Raw genomic sequence first — 19,788 nt, 5'->3', positions numbered from 1 at the left:
AATACTGTGATAATTAATCTGACTTTTAACCTTTAGTGTTCTGGATATTAATCGTTGCCATACTAGTCTCAAGGTTAGTCAAAAAGATCGTCATGAAGTCCTGTTCGCTCTGACTTAAAGTTCGGTTCTCTCGTAATGCAATGAAGTAATTGAGTGAAATCAAACTTTCTGACAGTGGATAGAGATTATACTGAGCGGCATTTGGTCGTGTCACAACACTGTTTGGCAGTAACGTAATTCCTAAACCGGCAGTTGCAAGTTCGGTAATTGTCACAATGTTAGTACTCTCAACGATAGTTTTAGGGGCAACGTTATATTTTTGTAAGAGGTAGTCTACTTGCCGCCGAATTGAGGATCCACGTGGCGAGAGCACTAGTTTTTCACGTAACAGGGTATTGATGTTGATCGTTCCTGGATTGATAAAGTCTTGTTCAGGCTGATAAAGCGCTGATGTCCGCGGAATAATGGCGTAATAACTGTCCTTGCCACGGTCATGAATGGTAAGGCCGGGCGCAATTGTTTCTGGATTTTGACCAAGCAAAAAATCTAATTCATTGTGCAGAAGGCGTTGTTCGTTGTGTTCAGAAATATCTTCAGTTAGCTCAATTTTAGTCGTCGGATGGACTTGCAAGAAATCTGGTAAGACCAACGGCAGTAAGTAGGAGCCAAGACTGGAGAGTACGCCAATGCGAATCACTTGATGAGCAGATGTCCGGTACTGATTGATCTGTTTGTGAAAGGCATCTTTTTGATTTTCAAGAGTCGTCAAATACTGGTAGTAGACTCGTCCGGCCGACGTTAATGATAAGGGAACCGACTCACGATTAATGATCTGAATGCCAAGTTTTTGTTCAGCATTCTTAATCGTTTGAGTTAGATAAGGCTGGGAGATGTATAAGTCTTTAGCAGCTCTGGTAAAGTTGCCGTGTTTTAATAAGACGTCAAGAAAGCGGAGCATGTTGATTGAATCAGGTTTCGGCATAGCGGTTCCTCCCAGCGATAATAGTAATTTGATTATAACGCAATAGCTAAATAAATATTTCACAAATAGCGTTTCTTACCATAAACTATAGGTATATTGGTAACCGCTTTATTTGTTAGATTAGGAAGTTACTAATTCAAGTTATGATAATAATTTAATTGTGGCATATTAAAATTGATGAACGACAGTATCGAAAGGATGTTAGCTTATGAAATTAGTAGGAATCGTTGGTACGAATGCGACTGCATCAACCAACCGCCAATTATTGCAATATATGCAGCAACATTTCACCGACCAAGCAACCATTGAAATTGGTGAGATTGCACCGTTGCCAGCCTTTAATGAACCGGAGGACCGTGCTGTACCAGCCGAGGTTCAAGTATTATCCGATCAGATTGAGGCAGCGGATGGTGTAATCTTCGCAACGCCAGAATACGATCATTCCATTCCAGCCGCGTTGAAGAGTGCTATTGAGTGGCTTTCTTACACTACGCGGCCATTAATCAACAAACCAGTAATGATCGTTGGGGCTTCAAATGGTTCATTGGGAACATCACGGGCGCAAACACATTTACGTCAGATTTTAGAAGCACCAGAACTGAAAGCATTAGTCATGCCTAACGTGGAGTATTTCCTCGGGCATTCATTACAGGCTTTTGATGAAGCCGGTAACCTGACGGATGCTGATAAAGCACAAGAACTAGATGCTGACTTCATGGCCTTCCTTGCCTTTATCGAATTGACTGCCAAAATTACGCCAGCTAATAAATTTGTGGAAAAGAATCAACAGTTTTCGTGGAGCCAGATCACTGACGGGAGGGACTAACTATGAAATTTATCGGAATCGTTGGGACCAACGCTAAAAAGTCGTATAACCGGATGTTACTAAAATTCATGCAGGATCACTTCCAAGATCAAGCTGAAATCGAAATCTTAGAATTAACTGATGTTCCACTGTTTAATGAATCTGATGACCAGTCACAGAGCCCCTTGATTCAGTCGTTTAATCAGAAAATCATGGACGCTGACGGGGTAATTATTGCGGCACCAGAACATAACCATTCCGTGCCATCAGCATTGAAGAGTATTATTGAATGGCTATCATATAAATTACATCCACTAGATGGCAAGCCGGTGATGATTGTCGGGGCATCTTACAGTGTCCAAGGCTCATCACGGTCACAATTACACTTACGCCAAATCTTGGATGCTCCAGGTGTTAATGCGACGGTAATGCCTGGTTCAGAATTCTTGTTAGGACGTGCTCAGACTGCGTTTGACGATCAGGGTGCCTTGAAGGTTGAAGGTACCGTCAACTTCTTGGACAGCTGCTTTATGAAATTCATCAAGTTTGCGGGTATCGTCGCTGAAATGAACGTGCCTGATGCCGTGACGTATCAACCCGGAACGTATGAAGTGACGGCAGTTGGTCACAATGGTAATTTACCAATGTCCGTCACGCTATCTGATGATCGAATCGAAGATATTCAGATTGATACTTCGACTGAAACTAAAGGGATTGCCGACGTCGTCTTTGATCGGATTCCTAAAGAGATCATTGATGGTCAGACACTGGCTGTCGATGCGATCTCTGGTGCTTCTATGACCAGTAACGGGGTTATCAATGGGGTGGCTGAAGCAGTTAAGGCTGCTGGAGCTAACCCAGATGCCTTGAAGAAACGCCGTGCCGCCCAAGCAACGGCAGCTCAAAATATTACCGACATTACGACAGATGTCGTCGTCGTTGGTGCGGGTGGTGCCGGTTTAACGGCAGCAGCGCAAGTCTTACAGAGTGGTCGCAATGTGTTAGTCGTTGAAAAGTTCCCAGCTGTAGGTGGTAATACGGTTCGAGCAGGTGGCCCGATGAACGCTGCTGATCCAGAGTGGCAGAATAAGTTTGAAGCTATTCCAGGTGAAAAACACACGCTGACTGAGATTACCCAGATTGACGAAGCAACTATTGCACCAGAATATCTAGCAGATTTCCGTGCTTTAAAAGCGCAGATTACTAACTATCTCAAAGAAAATGAAGATCAACGTGGGTACTTGTTTGATTCGACGCTATTACACCGCATTCAAACTTATCTAGGTGGCAAACGGACTGATCTGAACGGCCAACCAATCTACGGGCAGTATGATCTCGTTAAAGAATTGACCGATCACGCCTTAGAATCAGTTAAGTGGTTAGAGAAGATCGGTGTTGAGTTTGACCAAGAACAAGTGACGATGCCGGTCGGTGCCATCTGGCGTCGGGGACACAAACCACTTGGTGACCAAGGCTTTGCTTACATTAAAGGCTTGCAAGGGTTTGTGACGTCCCATGGTGGGCGGATTATGACGGAAACGGCCGCGGAAGAATTGACGACGACCGCTGCCGGCAAAGTTGACGGTTTAATCGCTAAGGGTGCTAATAACACTAAAGTAATCGTGCATGCTAAAGCCGTTATTCTTGCTTCTGGTGGTTTTGCAGCGAATACTAAGATGTTACAAGAATACAATACGTATTGGACAAGCATTGATGACGACATCAAGACAACTAATTCCCCAGCCATGACGGGTGATGGGATTCAACTAGGGACGGGCGTTGGCGCTGACCTAGTTGGCATGGGCTTCTCACAGATGATGCCCGTCTCTGACCCTGAGACTGGTGAGCTGTTTACCGGTGTTCAAGTGCCGCCTCAGAACTTTGTGATGGTCAACCAAGCTGGTAAACGCTTCGTTAACGAATACGGCAGTCGTGATGAGTTAACGCAGGCCGCTATCGACAACGGTAGTTTGTTCTACTTGATTGCTGATGACGAAATCAAGAAGACGGCTTACAACACGACCCAAGCTAAGTTGGATGCCCAGGTCGCTGCTGGAACCTTATTTAGAGCGGATACGTTAGTTGACTTAGCTAAGCAGATCAACATGGACCCAGCTGCTTTGACTGAGACGATTACGAACTACAACGCGTACGCCGATGCGGGTGAAGATCCTGAATTCCATAAGAATGCCTTTGATTTGAAGGTTGAAGTGGCACCATTCTACGCGACACCACGTAAACCAGCGACCCACCATACAATGGGTGGGTTGAAGATCGATACGGGTGCGCACGTCATTAATACTGACGGTCAAGTTATCAACGGTCTGTACGCAGCCGGTGAAGTTGCTGGCGGGATTCACGCGGGTAATCGGTTAGGTGGTAACTCGTTGTCGGATATCTTTACGTTTGGCCGAATTGCTGCAACCAGTGCGTTGAATGAAGAAGTAACGGTTCCTGTAAAATAAAATCAGATGTAACTAGTGTTAATCAATCACAAAACGCACTCATCGCTGGATGGGTGCGTTTTTGCGTTGTTATTTAGTTTGTACTGGCCGTCACCGTTAAGTAGTCGATCAAGTCGGTCAGTAGCTGATTTCCTGTTCGTTGTGGATAGACAAAGTTTAATTGGCTGATATAGGGAATCACCAGTGAACGCATGACAACATTGTCGTTCATGAATGGTAAGGCTGACTGTTCAAATAATAAGGTGACATTAGTCTGATTGAGAATCCCCAGTAAGGTTTCAATGTGGGTACTTTCAAAGAAGAACTGTGGCGTTAAGCCTTGACGTGCGAAAAGCTCCGCAATGGGTTCATAAACGCCAGAACCCGGTGGCAAGGTGGCAATCTTTTGTTGTGCTAAATCCTGAATTCGAATGACAGGTTGCGCTGCTAAGGGGTGATCTCGTGGCAGGATGATTTTAAGTTCATCTGCTAGCAACGGTTGTTTTTGAAATTCAGTTGGCTGTAACTGATGCGTCTGGGTATCGCGGATGATGGCTGCTTGTAGGTCACCAATTAGAAGTCGTTGAACGAGTTGAGCGCCTTCGCCTTCAACAATTTTTAGGTTGATGTCCGTATGGCGCGCATCAAAAGCCGCAATCTTCTGGGCAATATTATATTGACCAGACACTGGAATCGAGCCAATGACGAGTTCCTTTAATGTATTTGGTCGGTTGGGTGCCAAGTCATGCATCATTGTTTCGTAGTTGGCAATCAGTTTATGGGCGTGGTGATAGAAGGTTTCACCAGCGGTAGTAATCTGAAGTCGTCGTTTGTTATGGGTATCGAGGAGCTTAATATTGAGTTCCGTTTCTAGTGCGTGCATTCGTTTGGAAAGTTCTGATTGTGAAAGGTGTAGTTCCACGGCTGCGTTCGAAATGTGGCGTAAATCGTACACCATCACAAATGCTTGTAGGTCGTTAATGGTCATGTCAGTCACACTCTTCTTAAGAATAATGTCTATTCTAACACCGAAGTTCAGTGCTGCCCAATCTTCAGTAGTTATGATTAGTCATTAATTTTGTGAGCACGTTACGGCAATGAAAATATTAATTGATTTTTTTGAAGGTAAAAAGTTATCAATCGCTTGAGCTAATTAGTTTGCGGTTGGCAGTAGTGTTAATAAATATGGCCATCTTATGGAAGGTAATGGTGAGCTAGAAAACGGATGAGTAAGACTTTTGAAATCATAATTAGCATATAAATAAAATTGGCCTAAACTAATTTAAACTTGACTGGTCTAATCGTTTTAGAGTGGCAACTTGGCTGGTGTTAGTTGCTATTCAGTCCTATTCCGGCAGAATATAGTCGTGTTAAAAATTAGAGCTACTGTTTAGGCATTGTTACACGTGGCAAGCAGTATCAAAGGGGATTGGATTTATTATGGCAAAGGCGACTAAGCTAGTGGTTGGGGCAACGGTACTTGCAGGGACACTAACAATTAGTGGGTTACAAGCATCTGCAGCTAATCACGAACCAGCAACACCGGCGAATAATATTCAACGGGTCCATCAGTTAACGATTGACGAACAGATTGAAGCTAATCCAGCAGTTCAGGTTGCTCGACACCATGTAACGGATGCTGAAAAAGTAGTCCAAACAGCGACGGATAAGCAGAAACAACAGCAGGTAGCACAAGCAGTTGTTGATCAACAACTGGCTAAAGCACAGGAAAACCTTGCAATGCGAAAACGTGCGGGGCAACATATGCACATGTTAGTCGTTGAAGCGAATGCACGTCAAACGGCTGCTAAAGCTGATTTAACGAAGAAAACAACGCTTTTAGAACAACTTCAAAGTAAATCAGGACAGGAAAAAACCAAGACTGATTTAGAGCAGGCACAAATCGACGTTGAGAAGGCTAAAACTGAATTAGAAAATGCCGAGATTGAAGTTTCGGGGTCGGCCATTGACGATCATTACGCACAGGGAGAACTTAAGAAAGCGGAAGCGGGTGTGGCTAAAGCGCAAACGGCTGCTGATCAGCAGGTACTGTTGAGTAAGGCTGCGACTGCTACATTAGCGCAAGCACAACAACTTTTGATGGCAAGCCAAGCACAGTTGGCGACTGCTCGCACCCAGGTACGTGCAGTATTAACGAGTCAGCAAGGGACTGTTGAACATAAAGAGCAATCAACTGAGCTAAAACCGGCGATGGATAATAAAAGTAAGGTAGAGACAACTGGAAATACCAGTACAGCTAATAATGCTGGTCATGGCAGCACAAGTGTTGATGACGAGTCGGCAAATGCCAACACTGATACACCAGTTCGACCACGGGTTACACAACCTATCTCGACGACTGCCAAACCAGTTGGTAATTCAGTGACAGCAAGTGCACCACTCAAGGCTAAGACTTTGCCACAGACGGGTGAAACGTCTGATGCGGCAGTTTCAATGCTTGGTCTATTATTGATTGGATTAACGGGTTGGTTCGGATTTAAGAAACACAATCATGAACGGACGGTACAATAGCCGAATAAAGTAGTTATGAGTGCTGAAAACCGTGGTGGAAATTGAAATGGTGGCATTGAATTATTGATGTAAAATAGGGCTAGATTTAGTTAATAAAAAAACGCTAAGAAGACCGGTTTTTCGGCCGAAAATGCTTGCTTGAAAGCGATCACGGGTCCACAATGAACTTGGTTTTAAAAACCACAATCTTTTACCAAATTGAGGAGTTGAGTTTGTAATGATGATGACAGGAATGATGTTTGTGTTGGTCTTACTAGTTGGGTTAGTTTTGAGTGGGATTTTCTTCCGATATATGGAAACGACTTCCGGAGTCACATTCAGCTCGCTGAAATTGGCTGATTTGCGGATGGCACTTTTAAACCTAGTACTCATTATTGGACTATTGGTGTGGGCACTGACTCTAATTCATTAATATTAATTTAGCTATTTTACGAGGTCCAGCTATTCGGCTGGGCTTTTTATTTTGAGTTAATCAAGAACGATTGACCAAAATAGTTGCATTGAACGGGTCATCATCGCTATTATTATGATTAGTGATTTTAAAATTATGAAATTAGAAGGGAAGGGATAATCATGACGAAATCGGCATACTGGCAAAAAATGATTGAAACTGCGCAGCAGGAACACCGGCCATTTTTTAGCCTAGCGCCAATGGAAGCCGTGACGGGATCCGTTTTTCGGCGAGTTGTCATGCAAGCTGCCGCTCCCGATGTCTTTTATACTGAATTTACAAACGCCCTGAGCATCACTCATCCAAAAGCGAAGTTTACCACCCGGGGCCGCCTATACATCGATCCTAGCGAACAACCACGACCAATCGTCCAATTATGGGGGAATAGTGGGGAAGACTTTGCTAAAGCCGCTCGTGAAGTACAGCAGCAGGGCTATGAAGCGATTGATCTCAATATGGGATGTCCTGACATGGCTGTAATCAAAAATAACAGTGGGAGTGACTTGATTCGCCATTTTGACCGTGCCAAGGAAGTCATTGAAGGTGCGCGTCAGGCTGACTTACCTGTTAGTGTTAAGACGCGGCTAGGTTTTGACGAAATCAATGAGTATGAAACTTGGATTCCGTTCTTGTTAGAACAACAAGTCCCAGTACTCACTGTGCACGTGCGGACCAAGATGGAGATGAGCAAGGTGCCAGCACACTATGAGCTGATCGATAATCTGGTTCAGATGCGCGATACATTGGCACCAGACACCTTGTTACAAATTAATGGGGATATCCTTGATTATCAAGCAGGAATTCAGTTAGCGCAACAACATCCCGGTGTTGATGGTGTGATGATTGGCCGGGGAATCTTCCAAAATCCCTATGCGTTCGAATCCCAGCCGCGTGAGCATACAATCAAAGAACAATTGGAACTATTACGTTACCAAGTTGACCTCTATGATCAGTTCGCTAGTATGGGCTTGCCTGGGCATTTTGCACCACTACAGCGTTTCTTCAAAATCTATGTTCGGGGCATGCGTCACGCCGCTGAACTACGAAACGAATTGATGCAAACGAAGACGACTGACGATGTTCGCGCGATCATTGATCAGTTGGAACAAGAGTTGTAAAAAAAGCATACTATAAAAAATAGTGTTCAAAAATAAACCCGCGTCTAAGATAATAATTATCTTGGACGCGGGTTTATTTGGTGTTAGCTGACTAAGTTCTAGATGAGCGTGAAGCTAGGATCCAGTAGCGTAACGCTGTCGGCAGGTAGTCCAACTACTTGAAGTTCTCGTTGCTTGGTGACAAAGACCGCACCATAAATGTCAGGACGATCGATGGCCCAGCCTGGTACCGGTTGTCCAGCGAAGAATAACCGGGTTGTTTCAATTTCACCATCAATGGAAGCTTTGGAGAAAATCGTGACACTTTCAAGGTCATTTTGTCGTGGGTAACCGGTCTGTGAATCCAGAATATGGTGGTAAGATTTGCCGTTAAATTCGAGGTGCCGCTCATAGATACCACTGGTGACCGCTGAACAAGCACCGATAGCGACACTGGCAATTGCGGTCCCCCGTGGTGTAGTGGGGTCTTGAATGCCAACGCGCCACAAGCCATCTGCGTGTAGCGGTGAATCACCGACCATGAGTAAGTTACCACCCAGATTGATCATACCGGCACGTTGCCCATAAGCTTCCCAGTAATCCTGAATGCGATCAGCGATATAGCCTTTGGCGATACCGCCTAGGTCGAGTTCCATACCTGGTTTTGCAAGGTAGACACTGAGATCAGCATCATTGCAGACTACCTGATTGGGATCAATGAGGGGTAAGCGGTCGTTGATAGCTGATTCACTAGGAACCTGAGCATTGTCAAACCCGATTCGCCATAGTTTTACTAAAGGGCCAATCAGAGCGTTGAAGCCAAATTGCTGCTGGCTTAATGTCACAGCTTGCTTGACGAGCGTGTAGGTGGCAGCACTGACTTGAACCGGTTGTTTTCCAGCAGCGTGATTGATTGCCATGACTTCAGAAGTCACGCGGTTCACGGTTAGCCGGTCTTCGTACTGATCGATCAGGGTACGTGCTTCGGCCAAATAATGGTCGCTGTCACTACCGAATAACGTCAGGTCAATATCGGTGCCAAGGGCGTGATGAGCTAAGTGCCGCCGCTGTTGAGCTAATGCGGGTGTTGCCGGGGTGCCGGTATAACTTAAAGTTGCCATAAAACCAGTCCTATTCTCTAATTGTCAGAATGTTCAGCGAACTGAATTAAATCAGTTTGCCATCACAGTGATCTAGTTCATGTTGAATGATTTGAGCAGTGAAATCGTTGAACCGCTGTTGTTGATGCTTGAAATTACGGTCGTAGTAATCGACGGTCACTTGATGATAGCGAGTAGTAGTCTTTTCACCAGCGATTGACAGACAGCTTTCGGTTGCTTGGTAACTGCCATGTTGCTGCGTGATTTTGGCATTGAGCATCACGATGGTAAAGGGGCCTAGTTGGACGGCGATGATCCGTTTGTTTGTGCCAATCATATTAGCGGCCATGCCGACACAGTCTTCAGTATGGGCTGCTAAGGTGTCAATTAGATCGGTAACGACCTGGCTATCGGCAGGTGTAGCTGGGGTGGCAGGGACGCTTAATGCTGCTGGATCGTGAACGATGGGTTTGATCATAGGTTGAACCTCCTGAATGGTTGTTTGATTTAATTATAGTAGCGTTGGCACGGGAAGCAAGTGCGTGCTGCTGAATGATAGCTTTAAAATAATAACCACCTAGTTGGACGCGTCTTCAGCGTTTAGCTAGGTGGTTGCTTTCAAAAACTAGTAGGAAATTTTAAAGGCTGGTGAAAGCGACGTTGCTTTTAGCGCAGTCGTTGCCTTTTCTGGAATAGCATCAGTTTTTGGTTCCCAATTGGGATCTTTGGTTAAGGTAAGTTGTGTTCCTTTGTAATTTAGTGTCATTTGATTGGCGTCCGTTAATGTTAATTGCGCCTGTGTTTTATCGATAGTTAAGGTGGCATGACTGTTGTCTAATTTTAGATCAGAATGTCCCTGTAATGTTGGTTGATCAGCCTGAAACAAACTGTATTGCTGATTACCACTTAAATATAAACTAGTTGCGGGTTTAGAACTGACCCAGCGGCCCCAAAAATCATGGGTCGAGACTGAATTCACCGCACTAAGTCTTGCCGTTGTAGGCCGGACGATTTTAGCACCCTGGTCAGCGGCTTTTTGGCACCCCATTAATAAGCCACTTAATAGCAGAATTATGCCGATTCCCCGTACTTTTTGCATCATTATTCTCCTCCAATGCCACATTTTCCCGATGAGGCCTTAGTTATCATTATAGCGAAAACGACCATTAAGTTAAACCGAATAATGATTAAGTTAATCAATTTGCTGACAACCAAGTTGCACCCGTTATAGTTTATTGTCATTGAATTTTTAACAAGTTGTGACTGAAAACGAGCTGAAAACTTAGTGGCATTGTATTCAACTAACAGTTAAGCTAATTGATCAAATATTCATATTTTGTGTTTAAAACGATATAAAATAAAACTTAAAAATATTTCAATAACGTTTTAAGACTATGACTTGGGCTATTTGGCGTACGCAACTGACGATACTACTACTGGATGGTGATAGGCAAAATCCTTAAAATGGGATACTATATATAGTGCTGACTAACATATACGGCACTAGCAATTGTATTTACATAACTATTCTTGAAAAGTGGGGCTTTAGCATGCTAACAACGACAACTAATGACATTTTAGATCAATTACGAGCACTTCCCGTAATCAAACGAGGGGGAGCTCAAACCAAGTTTCATCCATATAAACTCAATTTTATTTTATCCCAGTTGTTAGCGAGTGCCGATGATCAACAAGCGGTCAAGCAGGCACTGGTTGCTCACTATCAGGATGCAGAAGCAATCAATACGCGTGACTTGCGAGCTGACCTAGTTCGGATTCTAACAGACTTAAACTTAACTACGGCGGCTAAAGCTTATCAAGATTACTTTGTTGCTGAACAGGAACGTTTTGCCAGCGCAACCAACGTTCAGGGACGCATTGAAAAGGTATTTCAACGTGACGCCAGCGTGGTTCATGAAAATGCCAACAAGGACAGTACAATTTTTAATACCCAACGTGACTTGGAAGCCGGAGCAGCTAGCCGAGCTTTGGGCTTGAAGATGCTACCAGATATGGTAGCTAAGGGGCATTTACGTGGGGACCTTCACTGGCATGATCTGGATTATTCACCCGTAACGCCAGAAACTAACTGCTGTCTGATCGACTTTGATGGCATGTTTAAGAATGGCTACAAGATCGGTAATGCTGAGGTCGATTCACCACGTTCGATTCAAACGGCCACGGCACAAATGGCTCAGATTATTGCCAACGTGGCTTCCTTACAATACGGTGGTTGTTCTGCTAACCGTGTCGATCAATTATTGGCGCCATACGCAGCGATTAATTATCAAAAGCACATGAGTGACGCTGAAAAATGGGTGGCGGTTGACCAACGCGAAGCCTACGCCAAGACGAAGACCAAGAAGGACATTTACGACGCGATGCAAGCGTTGGAATATGAAATCAATACGTTGTACTCCTCTCAAGGTCAAACGCCGTTTACCACGGTTAACTTCGGTCTCGGCAAGAGCTGGATCGAACGGGCCATTCAAAAAGCGATTTTACAGATTCGGATCAAAGGTCTCGGCAAGGAACACCGGACTGCTATTTTCCCTAAGCTGGTCTTTACGATGAAACGGGGGCTGAATTTAGCTCCTGATGATCCTAACTACGATATCAAAGAACTTGCCATTGAATGTTCGACTAAGCGGATGTACCCCGATCTTTTAATGTACGATAAGATCAAGGAATTAACGGGGAGTTTTAAGGCACCTATGGGCTGTCGTTCTTTCTTACAAGGCTGGAAGGATGAAAATGGTGTTGAAGTCAACTCTGGTCGGATGAACTTAGGAGTCGTGACGGTTAATTTACCACGTATCGCGTTAGCTGCCAACGGTGACCAACAGTTATTCTGGGAGATTTTTGATGAACGGATGACCTTGTGTCACGAAGCATTGGCTTATCGGATTGAACGGACGAAAGAAGCGCAGCCAGAAAATGCACCGTTACTCTACATGTACGGGGCTTTTGGTAAACGGCTTCCTGCTGGTGGTAACGTTGATGATTTATTCAAGAATCAACGGGCCACGATTTCATTAGGTTACATCGGTATTTACGAAGTCTGCACGACCTTCTTTGGTCCAGATTGGGAAACCGACGAACACGCGTTAGCCTTTGCTGAAACGATCATTAAAGCGATGTATGACAAGTGTGCCGAATGGGCCAAGGAGAGTGGCTATCATTACAGCCTGTACTCAACGCCTGCCGAATCATTGACGGATACGTTCTGTCGTGACGATATTGAGAAATTCGGGCGGATCGCGGATATTACGGACAAGGAATACTACACGAATAGTTTCCATTTTGATGTCCGCAAACACCCAACGCCATTTGATAAATTAACACTAGAAGAACGGTTCCCTAAGTATGCTTCAGGTGGCTTTATTCATTACTGTGAATATCCTAACTTAGCGCAGAACCCGAAAGCATTGGAAGCCGTTTGGGATTGGGCTTACGATCATGTTGGTTACTTAGGAACGAATACGGCGATCGATCAATGTTTCAAATGTGGGTTTAATGGTGAATTCAAGGCCACTGCCCGTGGGTTCGTTTGCCCTGAATGTGGCAATCATGATCCAAAATACTGTGATGTTGTTAAACGGACGTGTGGTTACTTAGGTAACCCCCAACAACGGCCAATGGTTCATGGTCGTCACGTTGAGATTTCATCACGTGCTAAAAATATGTCTTCGGAGATGATTAAGAATGCCGCGAGCTACCAAAGGACCAAACAATCCGATGCCGAACGAGTGGTTAGCAGAGGAGTTAAGTGAGCAATACGTTGCTGATTACAAAGCGTTTAATTTTGTGGATGGTGAAGGGGTTCGCTGTAGCCTTTATTTAAGTGGTTGCCCTTTCCGGTGTCCAGGCTGTTATAACGTTGCGGCGCAGAATTTTCACTATGGTCAGCCTTACAGTCAGGACTTAGAGGATCAGATTATGGAAGACCTCAGTCAGGATTATGTTCAGGGGCTGACTTTGCTAGGTGGCGAACCGTTCTTGAATACGCAAGTTGCAATTCGTATTTGTGAACGGATTCGTGAAGAGTTCGGCCACACGAAGGATATCTGGTCATGGACGGGGTATACTTGGGATGAACTGCAGAAAGATTCGGCAGATAAGCTCAAGATGCTTTCACTGATTGATATTTTGGTGGACGGCCGTTTCCTACAGGATAAGATGGATTTGTCACTTCAATTCCGTGGCAGTTCCAATCAGCGGATTATTGACGTCCCGAAGTCACTAGCTAGCGGAGATGTCGTTATCTGGGATAAACTTGTACGATAACTATTAGAATTAAGTAATATAAAGCCTCTAAATTAGACTGAAAAGCTAATTTTGAGGCTTTTTTTATTTGATAAAAAAGCGGGTTAATTATACTGTCGAGGTATTGATTTAGTGGGTATACCGGTGATTAGACTCATTAAGTTAGTACTAATAGATTATGATAAACCCCGATATTTATAATGAAAGCAGTTATACTTAATATGGTCTATTAAGATTGACGTAAACTATTTTAGAAATGAGGCCGCGTACATGTATCGTTTTTTTGTCCAACCCCAAGTTGACCAAAGTAAGCAACTCGTATTCGGTTATGAGTTACTTTTACGTAAGGAAACCAATGGTCACTGGGCTGTTCCAAAGTCCTTCACTGAATTGTCCCTAGAGAAGCAAGCGCAATTATTAGAAAATCTAGCTGGAAAGCTACGGACGAAAGCGACCAACCAAGTATTGGCATTGAACTTAAATCGGCAGCAGGCTGAAGATGATTTGATGTTGGGCACTATTATTTATCTAAAGAAACGTTTGAATCCAGCAGCACTCACCATTGAGTTGACTGAAAGTCCCACGTTAGCTGAGATTCAGCGTTATAGTATGTTATTTCATCAACATGATATTAAATTAAGTTTGGATGATGTGGGAACTGGTTCTAATACGTTTGATCAGGTCAAACATGTTTTACCATTTGTTGATCAGATTAAATTTGCTATGCAGAATTTGCGGATGGGTGGTCAAGCGGAACGGATTCCTAGTGAGTTAGCTTTTTGGCGACAAATTGCACAAGATTATCACTTGGAATTTATTTTGGAAGGCATTGAAGATCAAAAAGACCAACGGATGGCGAAACAACAAGGGATTGAATGCCATCAGGGGTATTACTATGGCAAACCACACTTAGTTAGCGATGGCCAACAATTAAGTTAAGGGTAACTGCCGAAGCTGAGAAAGGATAACGTACGATGACATGGTCTAACTGGCAACTTTCACCGTTTGTAACAAGTATCTTTTTTATTTTGGGTGTCTTAACGCTCTACTGGGTCCTATTCAACTGGATTACCACCTGGTTCCACGCACGGCATATTGAGATTGATGATGATACCGTCAATGCGTGGCATGGCGTCATTTATATGTTGACGTTTGTCTTTGTTTTGCAACTATCGGTAGTCGGTCAAGCAGACAGTTGGGAATTTGTGAATTTCCATTTAATTGCTGTTGTCTTCTGTGCGTATTTCTTAAATATTCGGATGCCGTCGTACGTACTGTTACCTCTAGTCATTGTTTACATGGCGTTCGACCAATCTATCTTTTTCTGGGAATCATGGAGTTATGCGCTTGTTTTCGTGATTTTTTTCTGGGCGATGAATTCGTTACGAATATGGGTTCAGACGCGACGTTATCAGTGGTTATACTACTTTGGCGCGATTGCTTTCTTCGGTAACGTTTTGTGGTATTTGATCAAGGTTAAGTACAATCTTAGTTGGTCAAATTGTCTACAGGAGTATGGTTACTTTTTGATTTTTGCCTGCTTACTGTACGCGTATGTCAACATGTTGACACAGGATAGTGAAATTAAGTTACGTCTAGCTAAGTTTGCGAGTCACGATGCGTTAACACAGACTGAAAATTTTGCGGCCTATACGGAATCTATTAAGTATCTATTCAGTTCTAGCACTAAGAACAATCTTAGCCTTTCAATGATGATGTTTGATATTGATCACTTTAAACAGATCAATGACACTTATGGGCATCTAGCGGGTGACCGCGTTTTGCAGTCGGTTGCGGAAACAGTACACACCGTATTGAATGCCAATGATCCACAAGTTAAGCTATATCGAACAGGTGGGGAAGAGTTCAACGTACTATTTTCGGGATACGACCTCAAAAGTACGACGGTCATCGTTGATCAGATCTTTACTGCGGTCAACCATTTAGTCGTGAAGTTTGACGATCAGGAGATTTCAATTACTATTTCAGTAGGTGTCTCAACACTGTCTCAGGAGGATACGAGTCCCAGTGACCTCTATAACCGAGTTGATCAGAACTTGTATCATTCTAAACGTAATGGGCGGATACAGATCACGGCCGTCTAAGTTGGATATAAAACGGTGGGATTAAGTATTTGTTTGAATTGTAATATAAAAACTCTGGGTGATGACTTAATGCCCAGAGTTTTTTTGCGATGTGGAGATGTTGAACAAAATATTACTGGATAGAGTAGTGCTCCAAAAAGGCTAGCAGTGGTTTGGTTAACTCAATTGGTTGCTAGTTAGCTCAGGTAACAATGATCAAAAGATTAACTAATGTAAACGTTAATAAAATGAATTGATTATACTGGTATTTTAAGTTAATTATGTTAAAGTTTACGATGTAAGCGTGACCGTCAATGGCTTTAACTAATTGCTAAAATGAGTTAATGTACGTTTAAGTGAGTCGGTTAGCCTGGCTTGCAGGATTACAAAAGATGAACTGCCCGTCATAGGTGGTTTGCAGTGGCTGAGGTGTCCGTTGTGAAAACAACGTAGTTAGGGGCAGCACAATGTTAGTAGTGCTGGTTCACAAGGTCGTTATAGATATGAGTGTAACGTCGCTGATGGTAACAAGGATAGGATAGTTGAACAATGGTTATGTTAGTTAGAAGATAGGTTTTGGCAGACTTAATTAGCTAGCCGTTATTCAGTAGTGATTACGTTAGGTAGTCATAATTTTGATTCGAGGTCTTCAATGAATACTGAGTTGTAGTATAGTCTTCAACGGTTACGGAATGCTATCAAGTAAGGTTGTGTGGGGACATAGCTTTGGTTGGTGGCTTTTTTTATTAGATTGACCATATACAAACGGATTATTTGCTTTTACTTAGTAGTCCAGCCTATCATATAATTAATATTGTAAAGGAGTGATTCGAAATGAGTGCAATGACGTTTAATCAAGTTGAATTAGCGAAGTATAACGGTCAGGATGGTCAACCAGCGTATGTGGCAGTTGATGGTGTCGTTTACGATGTCTCAGGAGTTGCAGCTTGGGCTGGTGGTAAGCACCACGGTAATTTAGCGGGGCAAGAATTAACCGCAGTTATTGATTCGAAATCACCACACGGACGTAAAGTATTACAAAAGTTGGCCGTAGTAGGTCAGTATGTAGCTGAATAAATTTCAACAAAGTTAGTTAAATTAGCGATCGAGTGGCTATCAAAAAACGACGACCTTATTGGGCGTCGTTTTTTGATAGCTTTTGCAATTAACCAGTCGATCAGAAGAGAAGGTCTCTGGTTGTGATAACGATGATGCAAGCAACGATAGGGCAAGTTGACATAGGGTGTCGAATCGAAAAAACATTGGTTAGCGGAAGGCGTTAAACGAGTAGTTGCTGGCAATTGTAAGCCTAGTGAAAAGAATAATTGTGAACAAGTTTGCTAGCTAGAGGTTGGTTTATAGGTAAGTGGACCTTCAAGAATAATGGTCAAGTGCGATGATTGTTGACCTGACGATATTTGTAAGGGGTTTATTATTTATGGATGTATATAAAATAAGTTATAAATGTAGTTGAATGTTGACTGAAAAAGCGTGAAAATAGGAGTTAATTACTAAGGAATGTTAATTAATAAACATGGGTGGGATAATGATGGAACGTAAACAAACGCATTTTAAAATGTATAAAATTGGCAGACGGTGGGCCTTTGCCTGTGCAACGGTACTAATTGTTAGGGAGTACCACGTTAACTGCCCAAGCAGATACGACTGCTACGGGGACAGCGAGCTCAAGCGACAGTACAACCAGCACAACGAGTTCGTCAACGGCTAAAGTTCAAGCGTTGAGAACCAGTACGAGTACCACTAAAGCTAGTCAAGCGACGACCACGGCAACTACCGGGACAGACGCTACTAATACAACAGCCAACACTGACAGTAGTGCAACGTCAGGTGCTGCGGTTTCAAGTAGTGCGACCAAGGCTGTTTCGAGTAGCAATGCTCAGTCCGTAACAAAAGTTAGTGATAGTGCGCAAGTAACGAATGCGACAACCACTACAGCTACAAAGACGGTCACAGCGACTAGCGAAAGTGCTAAGACGACGCAACCAGCCCAAGCAACCAGTAATACGGTGGCAGCTCAGGCTAAAGTGAGCGTTAAGACAACTGCAGTAGCAACCAGTCAGGCTGTAACTAAGGCTAACACTGCGGTGACGGATGGTGGGAACGTTGAAGATGATTATCCAGATTTACATAATATGCTTGGGATATCATCACAGTTCCATATCTTTGCACGAGAAGCTGAATTAAATGCGCATACGAACGGAAATATTGCGGTGGGAACCCTGTCTGGTAACGTTAACTTTGGGACCAATATTATTGAGGAATTATTGGACAAAGATATTTCGTACATCCAAAACGTTGATAATATTGCTAGCAGTTCGTTTGTTTCGGCTGGAGATACCCGGATTAACAAAGTGATCTTTGGGGAGAATGTGACGATTGATATTTCAAATCCTGATCGTCCTAAAATTAATGGTGTCGACATTGACCATCTGTTAGCTTCTGAAGTTTATCAGGATAAAGATGGCAATTTGTATATTGACTTTGACGCGGAATTTGCAAAGTTAGAGAAATTAAGTGCTAGCTTGAGTGAGCAAACGCCTAATAAGACTTACTCGAACGATGATTTTGAAGACATGAATCAACGGGTTATCGATGTGACAGGTATGGAGCCAGATGCGGACGGTCACATTGTAATCAATTTGTCGGCTGACGTCTTGAACGCAAGTACACCACTGACGATTAAAGGCCTATCAGCGGATGCGGATGGTAATACCGTTATTATCAATGTTGATACGGCTGGGGAACAGGATTACCACGTTAATTCACAGATCAAAATTATCTATGATGATGGTTCAGACCGTAATAACAAAGAAACCGAAGATTTTGGGGATAACCATTTACTCTGGAACTTCTACGATTCTACAGCTAGTGACAAGTTAGCTACCGGAACGATCAGCGTTGACCGGCCATTCCAAGGGAGTATCTTGGCACCGGCTGCAGAAATTGATGCAAACCAAAATATTGATGGTAACTTGATTGCCAATAAGGTCAACGTTAAGGCTGAGACTCATCGTTGGGACTTACAAGATAACGTTGATAATGAGAAGGATGGCGACTACGAACGACCAGTGCCACCAATCATTGATATTGATTTACCAGAAATTGATGATGGCTATGAAAAGCCAGTACCACCAACGATTGATGTAGAGATGCCCAACATCGATGAAGGCGAAGATGGTTATGAAAAGCCGGTACCGCCAACAATTGATGTAGAGATGCCTAATATTGATGAGGGCGAAGACGGCTATGAAAAGCCAGTGCCACCAACAATTGACGTAGAAATGCCAAATGTCGATGATCTTGAAGAGGAGATCGAAGACGGCGTGGATCCTGATGAGATTATTGACCAAATCGAAGACGAGATTGAAGAAGATCTTCAGGATAACCAGGTCACCGATGAGACCGTTGAAGAGATGGAAATTGATTTTGAAGAAATTCAAAAGGAAACGGTTAGTGAACAGATCAAGGACGGACAGACCTTGTTAGGACTTATCGACCAAGCGATTGCACAAGCTGAAGCTCATCATAATCAGGCGCTAGTTGACAAGCTAACAGCTTTACGAGCCCAAGTGGCTTCAGCACTGGCGGTTGCGCAAGGTAAGGTGCTACCACAGACTAGTGAAAGTACTGATCACTCGGCAGTATTAGCTGGGGTACTGCTAGCTAGTGCACTTGCATTAGGAGCGTACACGAGCCGGCGGAAGCAGCGTAATTAATATTTAGGATAGATTGAAAAACGATCACGGAATTTCGTGATCGTTTTTTATAACAAAAAAAGTCACTAAGCCATAATTGGTCTAGTGACGCCCGATGCTCCTTGACCTACCTAATTCTTTGACCTTAAGCCTAAACTTAACAATCAATGGTACGAATACTAACCCCCATTAGTATTTATAATGAATATTATAAACGGATAGTACAATTAGTCAATATTTATTCGAATAAATATTTGAACTATATTGAAATGTATTCTTGGAGTCTGATGTGTTCCACTTTAAAATCGTTC

At 43.3% G+C, this 19,788-nt stretch carries 15 protein-coding genes and 1 pseudogene; 11 read left to right on the top strand and 5 right to left on the bottom strand.

The window, feature by feature from the left end; translation table 11 throughout:
- Positions 1 to 25: 25 nt before the first annotated feature.
- Positions 26 to 982, bottom strand: coding sequence for a LysR family transcriptional regulator (locus ACG95_RS10870; protein WP_048000530.1), 957 nt, complete (start codon positions 980 to 982; stop codon positions 26 to 28).
- Positions 983 to 1,190: 208 nt separating this feature from the next.
- Here ACG95_RS10870 and ACG95_RS10865 point away from each other — a divergent pair, with 208 nt between their 5' ends.
- Positions 1,191 to 1,808, top strand: a complete 618-nt coding sequence (locus ACG95_RS10865) for an NADPH-dependent FMN reductase (RefSeq protein WP_048000529.1) — start codon at positions 1,191 to 1,193, stop codon at positions 1,806 to 1,808.
- Between the two features lie 2 nt (positions 1,809 to 1,810).
- Positions 1,811 to 4,252 carry a flavocytochrome c gene (locus ACG95_RS10860; RefSeq protein ID WP_048000528.1) on the top strand — a complete coding sequence of 814 codons (2,442 nt, stop codon included), beginning with the start codon at positions 1,811 to 1,813 and terminating at the stop codon, positions 4,250 to 4,252.
- A 73-nt stretch (positions 4,253 to 4,325) separates the two neighbouring features.
- On the opposite strand, the gene ACG95_RS10855 is transcribed toward ACG95_RS10860, so the two are convergent.
- Positions 4,326 to 5,219 (bottom strand): LysR family transcriptional regulator, encoded by an 894-nt coding sequence (locus ACG95_RS10855; protein ID WP_048000527.1) that lies wholly within the window; start codon positions 5,217 to 5,219, stop codon positions 4,326 to 4,328.
- Between the two features lie 452 nt (positions 5,220 to 5,671).
- Here ACG95_RS10855 and ACG95_RS10850 point away from each other — a divergent pair, with 452 nt between their 5' ends.
- The 3 genes from ACG95_RS10850 (at position 5,672) to ACG95_RS10840 (ending at position 8,332) form a co-directional block, all read left to right on the top strand.
- Positions 5,672 to 6,763, top strand: a complete 1,092-nt coding sequence (locus ACG95_RS10850) for an LPXTG cell wall anchor domain-containing protein (RefSeq protein WP_048000526.1) — start codon at positions 5,672 to 5,674, stop codon at positions 6,761 to 6,763.
- A 217-nt stretch (positions 6,764 to 6,980) separates the two neighbouring features.
- Entirely contained in the window at positions 6,981 to 7,175 is a 195-nt protein-coding gene (locus tag ACG95_RS10845) for a hypothetical protein (RefSeq protein ID WP_048000525.1), read from the top strand.
- A gap of 161 nt (positions 7,176 to 7,336) precedes the next feature.
- On the top strand, positions 7,337 to 8,332 hold the full coding sequence (locus tag ACG95_RS10840) for a tRNA dihydrouridine synthase (RefSeq protein ID WP_048000524.1): 996 nt from the start codon (positions 7,337 to 7,339) through the stop codon (positions 8,330 to 8,332).
- Positions 8,333 to 8,430: 98 nt separating this feature from the next.
- Here ACG95_RS10840 and ACG95_RS10835 read toward each other — a convergent pair whose 3' ends face one another.
- The 3 genes from ACG95_RS10835 to ACG95_RS10825 form a co-directional block, all read right to left on the bottom strand.
- The gene (locus tag ACG95_RS10835) at positions 8,431 to 9,432 is read right to left on the bottom strand and encodes an FAD:protein FMN transferase (RefSeq protein WP_082137353.1); all 1,002 of its coding nucleotides are present in this window, start codon (positions 9,430 to 9,432) and stop codon (positions 8,431 to 8,433) included.
- 46 nt (positions 9,433 to 9,478) lie between these two features.
- A complete protein-coding gene (locus ACG95_RS10830) occupies positions 9,479 to 9,889 on the bottom strand; it encodes a peptide deformylase (protein ID WP_048000523.1) in 411 nt (136 codons plus the stop codon).
- A 147-nt stretch (positions 9,890 to 10,036) separates the two neighbouring features.
- Positions 10,037 to 10,513 (bottom strand): hypothetical protein, encoded by a 477-nt coding sequence (locus ACG95_RS10825; RefSeq protein WP_237756499.1) that lies wholly within the window; start codon positions 10,511 to 10,513, stop codon positions 10,037 to 10,039.
- Between the two features lie 448 nt (positions 10,514 to 10,961).
- On the opposite strand from ACG95_RS10825, the gene nrdD reads away from it, so the two are divergent.
- The 6 genes and pseudogenes from nrdD to ACG95_RS10795 all read left to right on the top strand — a co-directional run bounded on the left by nrdD (position 10,962) and on the right by ACG95_RS10795 (position 19,498).
- The gene (gene nrdD / locus ACG95_RS10820; RefSeq protein ID WP_048000521.1) at positions 10,962 to 13,184 is read left to right on the top strand and encodes an anaerobic ribonucleoside-triphosphate reductase; all 2,223 of its coding nucleotides are present in this window, start codon (positions 10,962 to 10,964) and stop codon (positions 13,182 to 13,184) included.
- Positions 13,117 to 13,698, top strand: coding sequence for an anaerobic ribonucleoside-triphosphate reductase activating protein (nrdG, locus tag ACG95_RS10815; protein ID WP_048000520.1), 582 nt, complete (start codon positions 13,117 to 13,119; stop codon positions 13,696 to 13,698). Before nrdD ends, nrdG begins: the two co-directional genes overlap by 68 nt.
- Positions 13,699 to 13,947: 249 nt before the next feature.
- Positions 13,948 to 14,616 carry an EAL domain-containing protein gene (locus tag ACG95_RS10810; protein WP_048000519.1) on the top strand — a complete coding sequence of 223 codons (669 nt, stop codon included), beginning with the start codon at positions 13,948 to 13,950 and terminating at the stop codon, positions 14,614 to 14,616.
- A gap of 35 nt (positions 14,617 to 14,651) precedes the next feature.
- Positions 14,652 to 15,782 carry a diguanylate cyclase gene (locus ACG95_RS10805; RefSeq protein ID WP_048000518.1) on the top strand — a complete coding sequence of 377 codons (1,131 nt, stop codon included), beginning with the start codon at positions 14,652 to 14,654 and terminating at the stop codon, positions 15,780 to 15,782.
- Positions 15,783 to 16,595: 813 nt separating this feature from the next.
- The gene (locus tag ACG95_RS10800) at positions 16,596 to 16,838 is read left to right on the top strand and encodes a cytochrome b5 domain-containing protein (RefSeq protein ID WP_048000517.1); all 243 of its coding nucleotides are present in this window, start codon (positions 16,596 to 16,598) and stop codon (positions 16,836 to 16,838) included.
- 472 nt (positions 16,839 to 17,310) lie between these two features.
- Positions 17,311 to 19,498 (top strand): annotated as a pseudogene (locus ACG95_RS10795) (collagen-binding domain-containing protein).
- Positions 19,499 to 19,788 lie beyond the last annotated feature (290 nt).

The organism is Lactiplantibacillus herbarum (assembly GCF_001039045.1).
In the GTDB taxonomy this organism is placed as follows: Bacteria; Bacillota; Bacilli; order Lactobacillales; family Lactobacillaceae; genus Lactiplantibacillus; species Lactiplantibacillus herbarum.
The sequence above is the reverse complement of the archived record's forward strand: the minus strand, read 5'-3'. Positions and strand labels throughout refer to the sequence as shown.